Here is a 15,877-nt window from a genome sequence, read left to right on the forward strand (position 1 = left end):
CTATTATTGTGCAGGTTTATTATGATAAGATGCAAAATATTTAGAGAAAATCTTTTCGGAAGTACGAGTTGCCAGCGCTTGGGTAGTCAGAGTGGGATTGGGTCCTCCAAGTGAATTGCATAACACACTATTATCCGCTATGTACAACCTTTTTACCTGTAACGTCTCACAATCTGTATTTGTTACAAACCCCATACGCATGGTGCTTAATATATGAATATAGATGTCCGGTGACCAATTGGCACGTATTACTGTCTTGGCGCCGGCCTCTCTTAATATGTTTGCTGCAATGACTGCCAGCTTATCTCTCTTAATTCTGTCTTTTTCACTTGGGTGATAGGTTATAATTGGAATATAGCCGTTTTCATCCTTTTGCTCCCTGTCAAGTATAATTCCATTTTGCTGGCTGACTTCGTCATCTGTAAAGATTATCACACATAATGTTTTTTGATAATTCATCATAAATTCCTTAAGCTGTTCTCCGATGACAGCGCCTTCAAAATCCCAAGGAGACTCAGGATTTGTTTCATTTTCAAAATAGTAGCCTTTGTCACTCGATGCATAAAGTAGAGACGAAAATACACCTGGAGTACAGCCAAAGGTTTGTATCACACCCAAACCCGGATAGTCAAAACGAACGGCTGAGTTTTGTCCTACATATGGTTTTATATTTGGCTTTCCAATATTCTCCATTAATGTTGCTTCTTCATAAATCCCTGTCACGCAATCAAACCAATGATTTACCAGGCCTCTTCCAACCCATTCATTTTCGGGTAAGTTGGAATTCATCCATAAACGAGGTGTTTCAATCGAACCGGCTGCCATAACAATAACATCGGCTCTATATTCGCTTATTTCTCCTGTCCAAGTATTTCTCACTATTACACCAATGGCCTGCTTCTCCTTGTTTTCGTTCTCCTCTGTTAGTATTTGAATGACAAAGGAATTAGGCTTTACTTCAACATTACCCGTCTTTAGAGCATATGGAATATAACTTGCAAAAGTAGAGCGTTTTGCCACCGCCTCCACAGCCGGTCCTATGTGACATCCATTGACACAATGTCCCCGAAAGCTGCATCCATATGGTTCATAACTTTTCGAATTTTCCAATGTGTATTCAAAGGGCTGACTTCTACGTAAAATTGCATTTGGCTGCGCCCGATAACCCGGACTCATAATATCCTTTGTTTCTAATGGCTCCCAGCGTGCTCTTTGAGCACCGTAATAAAATAGTTCTTCCTTAGCTAAAGCAGGAGCCGGAGAAACAGACAGCTTTTTCTCAACTATTTCATAATATGGAATTAATTCGTCATATGTAATTGGCCACACTCGATTGATTGCTTGTGGATAAGCTCTTGGTGAATTGCCCAGATAATGCAGTGTGCTTCCACCAATTCCTGAATTTTGCCATGTAAAACCACCATGTGCAACACGCCTCTCCCATGGTCCCTGATTTCGATTAGCAGGTCCCCATCTGAATTTACCCGATATAAGGCTATTCATATCGTCCTCTAAATCGGTAAAGCACTCTTTCAATATATCAATACTTAAGTCCTCATATTGAGATGAGCTTTTAGCACCTTGTTCATCATTTGGCTTTGGCCACTTTCTATTTCCGTACCAAGGACCTGCCTCTAATAACAAAACCGAAACTCCTTTTTCTGAAAGCTCCCTAGCAACTACTGCTCCTCCGCCACCTCCACCAATTACGATTACTTCAAAATCCGACTTCATACCTGTGTCTCCTTTTGTTCTTGACTATTTTTAAACACATGCCCAGGTACCGGACCTGGATAACCAACCTGATTCCAGCTTAATGGATAAAACTCAAGAATACGCTCATTTGGCATCTTTAGGCGTGTCATACCATAGCCAAACCACTCTGAATAATACCCCATCATAGTAATTCGTATAAGGTTATCGGTAATATTAAAAAAAATATTTTCAAATGGAAATAATAAATGTGAGGATGTATATTGATATTTTTTTAACAAGGCCAAAGCCAACAACCGATCGTTTGGTGTCAGAGCCGAGAAATTCCCGCTCCCATTAAAATGAACAGGCTCCCTGTTTTCGTTTCTTAAAATCAGTTTCTCGGCAGCAACATTTAGCATTTCTGCTGTCGCTTCTGCCAAATCCGGGTGATATTCATTCAGCGTAATAATCAAATATTCGTCAATGAGAAAATCCAATGCACCATAATACTGTATGTTACCATATTGCTCTGCCAGCTTGGGCGAGCGTGGAATCACAGCCTCTACAAAGGCCTCAAAAGTTTCTTTTGTTTGCTTTAGCGTATAGTCTAAGACTTTATCTTCACCATTCAACTCTGAATCCATTTCTTCCCACCTAGTTTTTATTTGCTGATTAATTTTATGTGCTAATACTTTTGATTATTACAGCTATCTTTTTTTGTAGGTGATAGGCAATTTATTGTAATCTATTTCACTAAATGTTGATACCATAGCGCACTCAGATTCATTGCACCACGAAAGCCCATAAAAGGCAGCTCATAAGGATTGATATCATTAGATAGGGTGCTGCGTCTAATTTCTATATTGCATTTTCCGAAATTTTCCCTTAAGTCGTGAAGATCAGACATGTGAATTTCTCCTTTTTCTAAGTTAAAGCCTAATTCTATTGCAAAATCTTTTAAGCCCTTAGCAAGCTCATCCTCCTTACTAACCCATATTTTGGCTTTGTCCTTTCGATAAGTCGTCCATTTCTTGCAATGATCAGTTGTATATGTGGTTTCCTCATATTCTCTCTTTATGAATGACTCATCTGCCTTTTTTCCAAGAATTTCTTCCAATGCATGAACAAAGCTAAGAGTCCCATCTAAGCCGTAAGGAGCCTGATAAAAATAAGGTATCCCATATCTTTTTTTTAGTTCTTTTGCTGCCTTAAGACCATCTTCTCGCATTACAAGAGTCAGCTCTGCCCCTGCTATATCATAAAAATCTTTTACACTTGAGGCGGCTCCGAATACACAGGCCTTTTTCATATCAAAAGCCCCCTCCATAATACGGATTATCTCTGCACAATCAGACTGAAAGCAAGACCAGTCACAGCCTGAGCCAAGTAAATGAAAGCGAGCCTTTCTTCCTCTTTCTACATGAGTTGAATCAATCACTCCCAATCGATTTGGCAATTCTTTTACAAGCCTGTCATATGCTTCTTCCATCCCTTGTTTCATTTCTGATTTAAAATTACCTGAACGAAAACTCAAAATTGGAATCTTTGGGTATGAAGATTGAAGCTCATCTGCAATTGCCTCCAAATCGGTACCAATCATTTCCGGTACACTTGAAGGCAACAAAAAGATTGCCCTTGCTTTATTCTCTTTTACAACTTTATCGACGCACGCTTCTAGTCTTTGGGTTATACCAAGAGCAATATCTTTTTCTGATAAATGCGTGGTAATCATCTTTGCATAGTTTACCAAACCGGTATAGCTCATCCATTTGTTAGCATAAAGCATATGCCCCATAGATCCATATTCTATGATTGCTGCATCATGAATTGGTGCCAGTGCCCATAGAAGTCCCATTCTGCCGGATGGATTCGGTGTTTGTTTATATAGTGGCATAAGCTTCCTCCTTGTATGCATTTTCCATTTGTGTCAATAGTGTAAGTGTACGCTCATATCCAATAAAAGGTACCTGAAAACGTCCTGTCTTAATACAGACAACGTCCTCATCAAAACGATTACCGATGCAAAGACGAATATCCTCTTTTGTTGACAGAAAATCGGCCTCTTTTAAGAGCTTAGCTACAGGCTCGTCCTGTACCATATAGGTAATCAGCGGATTAACTGAATAGGCAAGAATTTTCTCCTTCCATTCTCTCATAAAGACCCGATATTCCTCCAGGTGCAGAAGGCAAGGCTTCATTGACAAAGAACATAAATATTCTGTCAAAAGAAGTACATCCTCTACAACTGCAGTAATGACAAAACGACTGTTTTTAAATTTTTTACGTATTTCATTTTCTTTTTGAAGTAAACTGTTAAAGCTTGTAAAATCAAAGGCTTCTGACAAGGTAAGCTGCTCTTGAATCTGCTGATAGCATTTATTGATAGCTTTAATAGAATAGGAGCCTGCTAAAAAGATATAGGGAATATGATATTCTTGTTCCAGGCGTTTTGCCAAAGGCAGAAAATGAATTTGTGTTACAATTGTAAGTCTTGATGCCGTGACCCTTTGAAATTCCGCAATCGAAAAGAACGCATTGATTTCCAATATCTCAAACGCATTATTTTTCAAACTCAGCTTTAGAAAATTTCCCTCTTCACCGCTGCACGAACCTAAGAATGCAACTTGATTATCTATTCTGTTTTGCTTTACACAAAAACTTAACAAAGCCTGATAGCTTTCATAAAAACCGGCTTCATACCCATTTCTTTTATAATGAGCCAAGTCAATGCAAACTGCTTTCGTGACATGCTCTTCACAAAAGGCTTCTGCAATTTCTGCAATATCCTCTCCAATCAGCGCCGGGATACACGTCATGATTACTACAATTGCCTTTGCATTGTCTCTCTCCATTTCCTCAAGAGCTTTCGTTAAACCATCGCGACAGCCAAATACAACCTCATTAGAGTCTAACACATAAGTATAGTGAAGTTCTTTGTTTGGACCAATGGGGGTATCCATTACATATCTACTGTAAAAACTACATTCTGGCATACCAACCACAAGACTTGACAAGCCTTCTATATTACGAATTGCAGATAATGCTGTATGCATTGGACAATGACAACCCGGTGATGCTCCCTCATGAGAAAATAAGATTCCCTGATTACTCTCTATTTCTGACAGACGATAAGGAAACTTTGATTGCTTCATAATAATCTCCTTTCTGCTATAGCATAGCTGCAAGTTCTAAATAATTCTTTGTCATGTCACTTTCTGGGAAAGCACTGACCACCGTTTTTCCGATTGCTTCCGCTTGCTGCACCAACGGATTACGACCAATTTGATATACTACTTGTGTTTCGATTTCTGCCGCTGCATCACGCACGAGTGCTTCTTCGTTTTCTATATTTTTACTGTTTAGGATGATTCCGCGCAAAGAAGCATATTTTCTTTTTCCGAACATTTTAACTGCATATGCTATGTTGGAAGCTGCGTATAATGACATCATTTCGCCAGAAGAAACAATATAGACCTCTTCTGCATAACCTCCTCGTATTGGCATGGCAAAGCCACCGCATACAACATCTCCTAGCACATCATAGATAACAATGTCAGGCTTGTATACTTCAAATGCATCTAATTCCTCTAGCTTTTCAAATGCTGTAATAATCCCTCTTCCTGCACACCCAACTCCCGGAACAGGTCCGCCTGCCTCTACGCAAAAGACTCCCTCATCTCCCTCATAGACCAAATCCTTCAGGCTTACATTTTCTTTATCTCTTAATAATTCAAGTACGGTCGCTATTTTTTTCCCACCCGTTAAATTTCTGGTGGAATCCGCCTTAGGATCGCATCCAACCTGCATTACCCTATAACCACTGACTGCCAAAGCAGCAGACAAATTCGAAACCGTTGTTGATTTTCCGATTCCACCTTTTCCATATATCGCTATTTTTTTCATCCTACCACCTTAATTCCTTTTTTTATTCCTGCTTCCACTGCTATTTTCCGATTGTTTAACCGATAGGAAATGCAGGTCGGCTTTTTCGTCCGTTCTTCTATCATAATATCAGCTTCAATATGATAAACCTCACGAAGCATCTCCTTTGTGATGACCTCTTTTGGTGTTCCCGTTCCCACGATATTACCATTCTTTAGGGCTATCAAATAGTCTGCGTAACGCGAAGCCATATTAATGTCATGAAGCACCATAACGATAGTGCATCCATGCTCCTTATTTAGATCCTCCAAAAGCTCCAATACCTCAAGCTGATATGCAACGTCCAAATAGGTTGTTGGTTCATCCAATAAAATCATATCTGTCTGTTGCGCCAGTGCCATGGCAATCCATACCCTTTGCCTTTGTCCACCTGACATATTATCGACACTTATTTCGCTTAATTCTGATAAATTCGTTACTTCAAGCGCCCACTTTACGATTTCCTTATCCTTTTCACTTGGCTTTCCAAACCCTTTTTGGTGGGCATAACGCCCGTATGAAACCAGTTCCCTGGCAGTAAGCCCCTCCGGTGCAATCGGACTTTGCGGAAGTATCGCTAATTGTCTTGCAAAATCTTTACTTGAAAGTTCATATATGTTTTTTCCATCCAGATAGATGGCACCGTTTTTGGTTTTCATAATCCTACCAATAGCTTTTAATAAGGTCGATTTCCCACAACCATTAGGGCCAATAATAGTCGTGATTTTTCCAATTGGTATCTTGATACTTAAGTTTTTAATAATCGTATTATCTGCGTATGCTACTTCTATATTCTCTGTCTTAAATTCTCTCATTTGTGCTACCTCTCTTTGACTTTACTTTTATTGTTGGTAATTAATAAAAAGATAAAATAGGGAGCTCCAAGAATTGCTGCCACGATTCCGGCAGGAATTTCACTGGGCGAAACAATTGTTCTACCTATCGTGTCAGCCAAAAGCACTAATATGGCACCTGTTATTGCACAAAACGGAAGAAGTATTTTATGCCTTGATCCTACCAGTCTTCTTGCAAGATGCGGTCCCAAAAGACCTACGAAGTGCAGACTCCCACTTACCGTTACAGAAGCTGCCGCCAATGCTACTGCTGCAAACAGCAAACTCTTTTTTTCTTTATTTACCGCTACTCCAAGCCCTGAAGATAGCTCATCTCCAACCATTAATAAATCCAGCTCCTTTGCTTTTAGGAAAAGATAAAGCATTCCTAGTACAATCCAAGGCAGCAGACTGACAACCAGTTTCCAGTTGGAATTCCAGATGCTTCCTGCCTGCCATACAGCCAAAAAATTGTATTGGGTATCATCTAATTGAAGAACAATAATGGTCATCATTGCATTAATTCCCGCTTGTATCGCTACTCCATTTAATATCAGCCTAGTTGAATTCAAGCCTGCGTTCTTTTGAATGGAAATGGAATAAAGAATTACGCTAGTCAGCAGTGCACCAAGCAAGGAGAAAAAAGGAAGAGTTAAGACACCGCCGATGCTTAGGGTTCCTGACAATGTCATGAAAATGACTACAACTATACCAGCTCCTGAATTAATCCCCATCAAACCCGGATCAGCCAACGGATTTCTTGTAATTCCTTGCAGCACACAACCCGATAGAGAAAAACCCATACCTACTAAAATGGCAATCACAATACGTGGAAGACGAAAATCAAATATCACAAGATTTTCCCTTGCTTCTCCACCTCCTGCCAGAATTCGAAGAATATCCCGAAATCCGATTGGCGTATAACCTGCATTGATACTGATAAAAAACAATATCACCAAGATAAGAAAAGAAAGCATTAAAAATTCCCATTTATTTTGTTTTTGAAATAAGTGTTTCATTTTAGGCCTTACCCCTTTCTTTTCTTGCATAATACAGAAAAATTGGAACACCAATCACCGATATGACAGCTCCTAGAGGGATTTCTGTAGGTGGTTGAATTGTCTTTGAAAAAATATCTGCAAGTACGACCAAAGCAGCTCCTTGCACCGCACTAATTGGTATGATCAAGCGATAATCAGAACCAACTAAAAACCTTGCAAAATGAGGAATCATCATTCCTACAAATGTAATACTACCGCATAATGCAAAAGATGTTCCTGATAAAAGAACAACAATTAATGTCCCAAGTATTCTGGTCTGTCTGGTATTGACTCCAAGCCCCTTCGCCATTTCCTCTCCCATGTTCAATATAGAGATTCTTCTAGATAAAGCCATTCCAATTAAAGCACTGGCTAATATAACCGGTCCTCCTATTTTCAACTGCATCCAGCTTGTTCCTGACACATTTCCCATAGTCCAAAACATTATACTCTGAGAGGCATTGGCTGCTATGGCAATTGCCTGACTAATGGCTGAAAACAGGGTGCTTACAGTGGCACCTGCAAGCACAAGCTTCATAGGATGATTTCCTCCCGGCACCAGATTACTGATAATATGTACGCTCAATGCACCAAAGGCAGCACCTAAAAACGTCATAATAATAATACTATAATAGCCCATGCCATTTAAGTATACCAACGAGATGGCCAGAAACAGTCCTGCGCCTGCACTCAATCCCATCAGTCCTGAATCTGCCAATGGATTTTTTGTCATTCCCTGCATCATGGCTCCTGCAACAGCCAAAGCTGCTCCAATTAATGCGCCAGAAAGTGCCCTGGGAATTCGCATTTCACGAACTAGCAAATGCTCTGGATTAGTAACTTGAAAAGAAAAAAATGCATTTAAAACTGTGTTAATCGACAGATTCGCCGCTCCTGTCATAATTGATATTAAAATAGCTGCTACAAGTACAAGAAAGCTGCCTGTTATTACAAGAATGCAGATTTGTACCCGTGTTTTTTTTGTTTGATAAGCGGCTTTCATCTTCAGCTCCTTTCTGGCCTTCTAACTGTTAAAGTGTCACTAGGAGGCCTTTCCATTTTGTTGTAATTGATATAATTTTTTATAGGTTATATTACTTTGCATTAAAGTATCATGAGAACCTTCCTCTATTTTTCCGCCTGGGTCAACGACTATAATTCGATTTGCATCCCTAATTGTTGAAAAGCGGTGTGCAATTAAAAGTGTCGTTCTTCCTAAGGAAAGCTGCTTTAACGCTTTATGTATTTCCATTTCATTTTCCGCATCAAGTGCAGAGGTCGCTTCATCCAAAATCAAGATTGGAGGATTTTTCAGAAACATTCTGGCAATGGACAGGCGTTGCTTTTGCCCGCCCGAGAGCTTAATTCCACGTTCTCCTATAACGGTTTTCATACCTTTTGGCTGACCTTGAATGAAGTCGTAGAGCATTGCCTTTTTTGCAGCCTCCCACAGTTCTTCTTCACTTGCCTCAGGTTTTCCAAAACGTATATTTTCCTCAATCGTACCTGAAAATAAAAATACATCCTGCGCTACCACACCTATTTGCTTTCGAAGTGATGACAGCTTTATTTTTTTTATATCCATTCCTTGTATTTTAATCTGTCCTTTTTCTATTTCATAAAAGCGAGGTATCAGATTACAAATCGTGCTTTTCCCGGCTCCTGAACTTCCCACGAAAGCAATCGTTTCTCCTTCTTTGATTTCTAGAGAAAGCTGAGAAAACACCGGTTTTCCCTCATCGTACGAAAAAGCTACATTAGAAAATTCAATTTCTCCCTTTAGCTTGTCTACCTCAACTGCATCTTGGGCATCTGCGATTTCCGGCTCAATCTGCATAATTTCCATAAAATTTTTAAAGCCTGCAATACCCTTTGGATAACGTGCTACAAAATTGCTAATCATTTCAATAGGCTTTAGTACCATATTGGTCAAAAGGATAAAACTAAAAAATTGTCCTTCACTGATTTCCTGATGTAAGGTTAGCCATCCTCCGGTCAATATAATGAGAACCGGTAATAGTTTTGTTACATAATATGTGATACCGTTACAGACAGCTACCCTTTTAAATCCTTCCTGCTGTTTGCTGCAATATTCTAACGTTATATCCTGAAAACTTTTTCGTTGCTGTTCTTCATAAGAGTAAGCCTGTACGACTCGGATTCCCGCAAAATTTTCTTCAAGCTGTGCCGCCATTTCTCCTACATTTCCGAAAAGCTCCCTGGAGGTGTTGACCATTTTTTTTGTAAAATTGATATTAATTCCAAGTAAAAGCCCTACATTGAGTAAAATCAGACCAGCAAGAAGCTTGCTGATTGAAAACATAATAATAACTGTCGTAATAAGCATGGAGCTAGCCACAATTAGCTGTTCTGGCGCATAATGTGCAACTGTTCCGATTTGATGTAAATCATTGGAAACTCTGGCAATCAGTTGTCCCGTTTTATTGTTATCGAAAAAACGATAGGACATCTTTTGCAAGTGAGTAAACAAATCATTTCTCATATCATTTTCAATATACATGCCAAGCTTTTCACCCCAATAATCAATGACCATATACAAAAATGTATTAAAAATATAAGCAATCAGCAATAGAACACCAATTTTTATCATTTCAATCCATTTTCCCATCGGCAGCAACTCATCCACAATATGGCTAATCGCATAAGGAAATAAAAGCTCAATAATCGCCACGGCTACCGCACATAATAAATCAATAATGAATAACGCCTGATAAGGCTTATAATATTTTAATGCTTGTTTTAACATAATTTTTTCATCCCTATTTACGAATTAATATTATTTCCCTTTTAAAGCAAGGCAAGACAGTCACAAAGTGACTTCTTCTTTTTGCATTTGTATGCATCCTTCACGGATTACTTTCTTAATCTGGCAGGCATTTCCTGCTAGATTAAGAAAGCAGATACAATCTGTTAAGCCTGTATCTGCCCTTTTAGAATAGTAATTAATTATTCTGCTGATAATGCCTCTGTAATAAAATTGACGGTATATAACGTAGCAAGTGGGCTGGCTGCATGACCGCTGCCATCCAGACGATACACATGACCATCCTTAACTGCTTTTAGGGACTGCCATACAGAATTTTGCTCTAAGGCTTCAAATAAAGCTTCATCACCATCAAATACATTAACAAAAATATAATCAGGATTCATTTGTACAATTGCCTCCATCGATACCTGTTCATAGGTTTCTGAGGTGGTGTATCCTTCCGGCAGATTAAGACCTAAGCCTGTTTCCTTATCGTATAAATCAGGGCGGTATGCACAATAGTATTTGTCCTCACCCATAAGAGAGAATTGTATAACAGTCTGACCTTCATACTCTTTCGACAACTTCTCTCTGTCGTTAGCAAGCTTTTCATCAACTTCAGCAATTACTTCCTCTGCCTTATCCTGCTTATTTACAACTTTAGCAACCTCTCTTAAGCTCAATCTCCAATCCATTTTGGTATCATTTCCAAATACAGCAACAGGAGCAACCTTTTCCAAATTCTCGATATCCAAATTACTGATATCATAGCTTTGATCTAAAATAATATCCGGTTGAAGCTGTGCTAACAATTCTAAATTTACTTCACTTGCACCAAGATCTGTGACACTGCTTACATCATAGCCTTCGAAAGCATCCCAGGTAGCGATATAATTTTCTGCTCCTGTAGCTGCTATCGGCATCACATCAAGCATTACAAGAGTTTCCCAAAGTGGCAGATAATCTACTGCAATATTAACTGGCTCGTTTTCTATTGTCACTTCTCTGCCCGCTGCATCTGTATAAACATATGGATAAGTAATAGAAGAGGCTTCCTCTTGAGAATCCTTTATCGTTTCTTTTTCACTGACCTGGGTTTGTGTATCACTTGCTGTTTCCTCTGTCGTTGTCGTTGCTTCTGCTAAAGAGTCTTCTGTCGTGCTTTGGCTTTGGCAGCCTGCCAATAAAGAGAATGACAGCGCACCAATAGTTATCATTGTTAAAGATTTTTTCATAGTACACTCCTTTTGATTATGAAATTCATTTTCATTTACAAGAGAGAATATAGCATAGGCATTATAAAATTTGAATAGACTTTTTTCAATTTAACATGGATATTTTTCAAATTGTTTTCTAAATATACTCGGTGATGTACCTGTATTTTGCTTAAAAATTCGACTGAAATGCAACGCATCCTCATAGCCTACCTGGTTTGAAATTTCAACAATCGTAAGATTACTTTCCAGCAAAAGCTCCTTTGCCCGTTTCATTTGGGTATCAATAATGTATTTTTTAGGAGAAATTCCCATCTTTTTTTGAAAATAATAATGAAACTGCTTTGCGTTTAGTTGAAAGTATTCTGCTATTTGTGCAATAGATAAATTTTTCTCCAAATGTGTGTGTATGTATTCTAAAATTTCACTGATTTGTTCTCTTGGTTCTGGATTTTGCCGTGTTTGTGAAAAGGCCAGAATTTTAGATATCAGTTCATAAAGCAAAATTTTAGTCTTTAATACATATTTGCTTCCATATTCCCTTTGCAAAAAGAGTATGGATTCTAAAAGCTTTCTGATTTCCATATTTTGGTCAGAAAATATCTGAACGCAATAATTCAAATTTAAAAGGGATTCGATTTGATTATCCTGCTGCAAAACCTTGTAATGCAACAGGATAAATTCCCAATTATCTTCACCGATAACCTCTTTGTTTAAATCCATATTAGAGCCTGCATGAAGAATCGTTCCCACTTTCAACTCATAATCTTGTTTGCTTACAGTAAACTTCGCTTTTCCTCCTATCGGAAATACAAGACCACAGACTCCATTCATCGTATTTTGAGCAACCGCCTTGCTGCCGGGAGGTAATGACATATGATAGGCTCCATCCAATTCCAGATTTGCTTTCGCATATTGTAATATTAAGTTATTATAATTCATATTGCTTTCCTTTTTCACTAAACACTTGTACTTGAAGTGTCAGGTAATTTTTTATATCAATAATGTTTTATTCCAAAATTACGACATAGTTAGTCTAAGCTAACTTTTGATTAATACTATATCATAATCTATAAGATAAAGCAATTTTAATTAAAGTTTTTAACATATGCTTTTACAGCGAGTTACCATAATCGGCAAAAGCTTACACAAAGTTCCATAAATCCTATTCAACTAAAGTGATCTCAGAGAAAGCTGCATTGTTATACTCCACACCCGAAACAATATAGGTGGTAACGGAATTTGTCTTAAGTGTTGCCTGAAAACCCGAAGCATTGGCAGTCAACGGTTTAAGCTGCGCCCACTTCTCTCCACTTGACATAGTACCGCTTGTCCGGATTACCTTTACACTCGCTCCAACTGCATGAAACAAAGATAAATCAAAATTATAATTTACATCAAAAGCCGACGCATTGACGGCAACAATTATCAACTGTTTCCCCTTTACATCGTATGCTGCAAGCGTGTTAGAGCCGGTTGGTATAATTGTATAGCCTGGACGAATATATCTGGTAAATTGTCCAAATGCATAATATTTCATAGTAAGATGAATCGTTTGATTATCATGATCAGCAACTGCGATTCCCCAGTAACCTTTACTTCTGTCCACATCACCTGAATCCTGATTCCCCTGATAGCCATCCTTTGAAATATGATTATCTATTATATTCCATAATACCCAAGCAGAAGGTGTCATATTGTTCACATCTGTAATAATCCTTTGAGCCAGCCAAAGACCTGCACCCATTTCACCTGCATTCTCTCCTGCGGTAAGTCCGCCGTCCACCTCAGACATCCAAAGATTTTTATTTTCTTTTTGTGCAAGAGCCTTTATTCCGGCACGATTTGAACCACTGTAGGTATGTACATCAATTCTTCCTAACATGTTTTTTGCCTTCGTAGACAAAGCTTGATAGGATACTATCTGGGTATCAATGCTCGTCTCATCCGTTCCCGTTACCATCAGGCTGTTCAATCCGTTTTTATCTAACGCCCCTCTTAAAGCTGTTATCATATTGGATTGAGATTCGCCCTGATCAAAGTGACATCCCTCCTGCTTATTGCTATTTGCCATCCAATAGCTTGTATATGGCTCATTCATCGGTGAAATACTTTGAAAGGTGATTCCAAAGGATTTCTTGAAATGATATGCTACATCGGCAAGATATTTAGCAAAATCGTCATAACAATTATTATGTAAATTATTCTTTGAAGCATTTACAGCACCACAACTGCATCCTGAGTTTGTCATGAAATAAGGTGGTGAATTGGAAAAAGCTTCAACAATTGCTTCCTTGCCACTCTCTTTTATACATTTTGTTAATATATTACGCTGATTATAATCTGCACTCCAATCATAATCCCAACTCAAATTATCTGTGTCTGAAGTGCCTGTCACATTTACTGCATAGCCTGGCACCTTGGAATCTGTTCTTGTAATGTGATTATGTGTCGGATCATCTCCGCCGCCAATATTGTACCTCATAATATTTAGACCTAAGCCAGTATTCTTATTATAGAATAACTGAGCTGCCTGTGTGGCTAGTTGTTCCGAATAGCCGACTCGATTCGCCCACCAACAAAGGCTTGTTCCCCAACCCTCAAAAGCACCGTTAATCGCTAAAATAGAAACTACTTGATACATTTGATTTTTCAAAAATTTCATCTTTAAAACCTCCCTTTTTCCCTCACTCTTGCTACTTTATATCAATAAGCCCGCCTAAGCTTACCTCCTTTCTTTAGCACCGGATCCTTATTGAAATAACACCACATATATTAAATGTTACTATTTTAAAACTATTAAAATAGTCGTTTTTATTTATATTATATAACTATAAAAACAAACTTTCAATATAACAATAAATATGAACCAATAAATTAGACTTTTACAATAAAAAAATGGCAAATTTATCAACTTTTTAAATAATTAATGATTATAATTTAAAATAATTTGTGATATGTAGATATTAAGTGGAATAATTTGTAATTTAAGAGCATAAAATGCTATATGTTAATTTTTTAGCAAAAAAACAAATAAGTGAGGTTATGCATGATGACAAAAATAATGAAAAGAAGCGCTATCTTTAATTTTTTCCTTTTATTTACAGTTTTTGCTTCTTCTGTAAAAGTGTTACCTGCTAATGCTGCTGAACGCACAGTTGATGCAGGCACTGACACATTCGATGATGCAAACGCAGACACTCTCAATGCTGCTTCAGCAACGAACCATTATCCGATCATAATGGTACATGGTTTGTTTGGCTGGGGAAATGATGAACTATTTGATATCAATTATTGGGGTGGTAAAAACAGTTTAAGGGAATTTCTAACCAATAATGGCTATACGGTTTATACTCCTACCATCGGATCGATTTCCAGCAACTGGGACAGAGCTTGCGAATTGTATGCCTACCTTGTAGGAGGAACAGTAGATTATGGACAAGTACATTCCCAAGCAATGGGACATGCCCGTTTTGGTAAAACATATCCTGGTGTTTATCGTGACCTTGGAACGGCTGATGAAAATGGAAACCTTAAAAAAGTACATTTGATGGGCCATAGCATGGGAGGTGAAACGATTCGCGTCTTAGCTCAGCTATTAGAAAATGGGGATTCTGATGAAATAGAGCAAAACACCTCTGATATCAGTCCTTTGTTTTGCGGTGGTCATCACTGGATAGAAAGCATTACAACGATAGCAACTCCACATGACGGCAGTCAATATGATGAAATACAAGCTGCCTTTGAGCCATTCATACATAAATTCTTTGCATCGATTTCTGCAAAGGGTGGCGTGCTTGATTCTAACAATCCTTGCATTGATTTAAAAATGGATCAATGGGGACTAAAAAAGAAATCCGATGAAACTTATACTGAATATATTGACCGCGTATTCGACAGTAATATATGGAAAAATACTAAGGATTTGAGTATTTGGGATTTATCCTTAGAGGGTGCTAAGGAATTAAACAGTTGGGTAAAAGCACAAAGCGACATCTACTATTTTTCCGTTGCCTGTGTTGATACGCATGCTAAAATATTTACGGGATATCATACACCTAACCTTAATATGAATTCGTTATTAATTAAAAGCTCTATTATTATGGGTAACTATACGAATCATTCAGAAGGTAAAGTTTTGGTAGACAGTAGTTGGTGGCCAAATGATGGAATCGTAAGCGTTCGCTCCGCAATTGGACCTCATGAAGGCTCTGCTGACGAAATCATAGACTATAATCCAGATTCTCCTGTAAGAGGTGTGTGGAATTATATGGGTGAATTAGATGATGTCGATCACCTTGAGATCGTTGAACAAGAATCCTCTCATCAGAAAGAGTTACAGAATAAGTTTCTGGAATGGGCACAAATATTATCCCAATTACCAGATTAAATATTTTGCAAGGAAAA

The 15,877-nt window shown here is 38.2% G+C and carries 13 protein-coding genes; 1 reads left to right on the forward strand and 12 read right to left on the reverse strand.

Features of this window, described 5'->3' with window-relative positions; translation table 11 throughout:
• Positions 1–3: 3 nt before the first annotated feature.
• The 12 genes from C8E03_RS01760 to C8E03_RS01815 form a co-directional block, all read right to left on the reverse strand.
• Positions 4–1,734 carry a GMC family oxidoreductase N-terminal domain-containing protein gene (locus tag C8E03_RS01760; RefSeq protein ID WP_110290119.1) on the reverse strand — a complete coding sequence of 577 codons (1,731 nt, stop codon included), beginning with the start codon at positions 1,732–1,734 and terminating at the stop codon, positions 4–6.
• Positions 1,731–2,339, reverse strand: a complete 609-nt coding sequence (locus C8E03_RS01765) for a hypothetical protein (protein ID WP_110290120.1) — start codon at positions 2,337–2,339, stop codon at positions 1,731–1,733. The genes C8E03_RS01760 and C8E03_RS01765 overlap by 4 nt, the downstream gene beginning before the upstream one ends.
• A gap of 101 nt (positions 2,340–2,440) precedes the next feature.
• Positions 2,441–3,589: a nitrogenase component 1 gene (locus C8E03_RS01770; protein ID WP_170122864.1), complete on the reverse strand. Its 1,149-nt coding sequence runs from the start codon at positions 3,587–3,589 to the stop codon at positions 2,441–2,443.
• Positions 3,576–4,847, reverse strand: coding sequence for a nitrogenase component 1 (locus C8E03_RS01775; RefSeq protein WP_110290122.1), 1,272 nt, complete (start codon positions 4,845–4,847; stop codon positions 3,576–3,578). Before C8E03_RS01775 ends, C8E03_RS01770 begins: the two co-directional genes overlap by 14 nt.
• A gap of 16 nt (positions 4,848–4,863) precedes the next feature.
• On the reverse strand, positions 4,864–5,598 hold the full coding sequence (locus C8E03_RS01780; RefSeq protein WP_094378172.1) for a nucleotide-binding protein: 735 nt from the start codon (positions 5,596–5,598) through the stop codon (positions 4,864–4,866).
• The gene (locus C8E03_RS01785) at positions 5,595–6,431 is read right to left on the reverse strand and encodes an ABC transporter ATP-binding protein (protein ID WP_110290123.1); all 837 of its coding nucleotides are present in this window, start codon (positions 6,429–6,431) and stop codon (positions 5,595–5,597) included. Before C8E03_RS01785 ends, C8E03_RS01780 begins: the two co-directional genes overlap by 4 nt.
• A gap of 5 nt (positions 6,432–6,436) precedes the next feature.
• Positions 6,437–7,468, reverse strand: a complete 1,032-nt coding sequence (locus C8E03_RS01790) for a FecCD family ABC transporter permease (protein ID WP_110290124.1) — start codon at positions 7,466–7,468, stop codon at positions 6,437–6,439.
• 1 nt (position 7,469) lies between these two features.
• Positions 7,470–8,492, reverse strand: coding sequence for a FecCD family ABC transporter permease (locus C8E03_RS01795; protein WP_110290125.1), 1,023 nt, complete (start codon positions 8,490–8,492; stop codon positions 7,470–7,472).
• Positions 8,493–8,531: 39 nt separating this feature from the next.
• The gene (locus C8E03_RS01800; protein ID WP_110290126.1) at positions 8,532–10,256 is read right to left on the reverse strand and encodes an ABC transporter ATP-binding protein; all 1,725 of its coding nucleotides are present in this window, start codon (positions 10,254–10,256) and stop codon (positions 8,532–8,534) included.
• Between the two features lie 200 nt (positions 10,257–10,456).
• Positions 10,457–11,491: an ABC transporter substrate-binding protein gene (locus tag C8E03_RS01805; protein WP_094378167.1), complete on the reverse strand. Its 1,035-nt coding sequence runs from the start codon at positions 11,489–11,491 to the stop codon at positions 10,457–10,459.
• Between the two features lie 90 nt (positions 11,492–11,581).
• Entirely contained in the window at positions 11,582–12,412 is an 831-nt protein-coding gene (locus C8E03_RS01810) for a helix-turn-helix domain-containing protein (protein WP_110290127.1), read from the reverse strand.
• Positions 12,413–12,635: 223 nt separating this feature from the next.
• Positions 12,636–14,135: a glycoside hydrolase gene (locus C8E03_RS01815; RefSeq protein ID WP_110290128.1), complete on the reverse strand. Its 1,500-nt coding sequence runs from the start codon at positions 14,133–14,135 to the stop codon at positions 12,636–12,638.
• A gap of 384 nt (positions 14,136–14,519) precedes the next feature.
• Between C8E03_RS01815 and C8E03_RS01820 the strand changes: the two genes are divergently transcribed.
• Entirely contained in the window at positions 14,520–15,860 is a 1,341-nt protein-coding gene (locus tag C8E03_RS01820; protein WP_110290129.1) for an esterase/lipase family protein, read from the forward strand.
• Positions 15,861–15,877: the final 17 nt, after the last annotated feature.

This window comes from Lachnotalea glycerini (assembly GCF_003201285.1).
Taxonomy (GTDB): domain Bacteria; phylum Bacillota; class Clostridia; order Lachnospirales; family Lachnospiraceae; genus Lachnotalea; species Lachnotalea glycerini.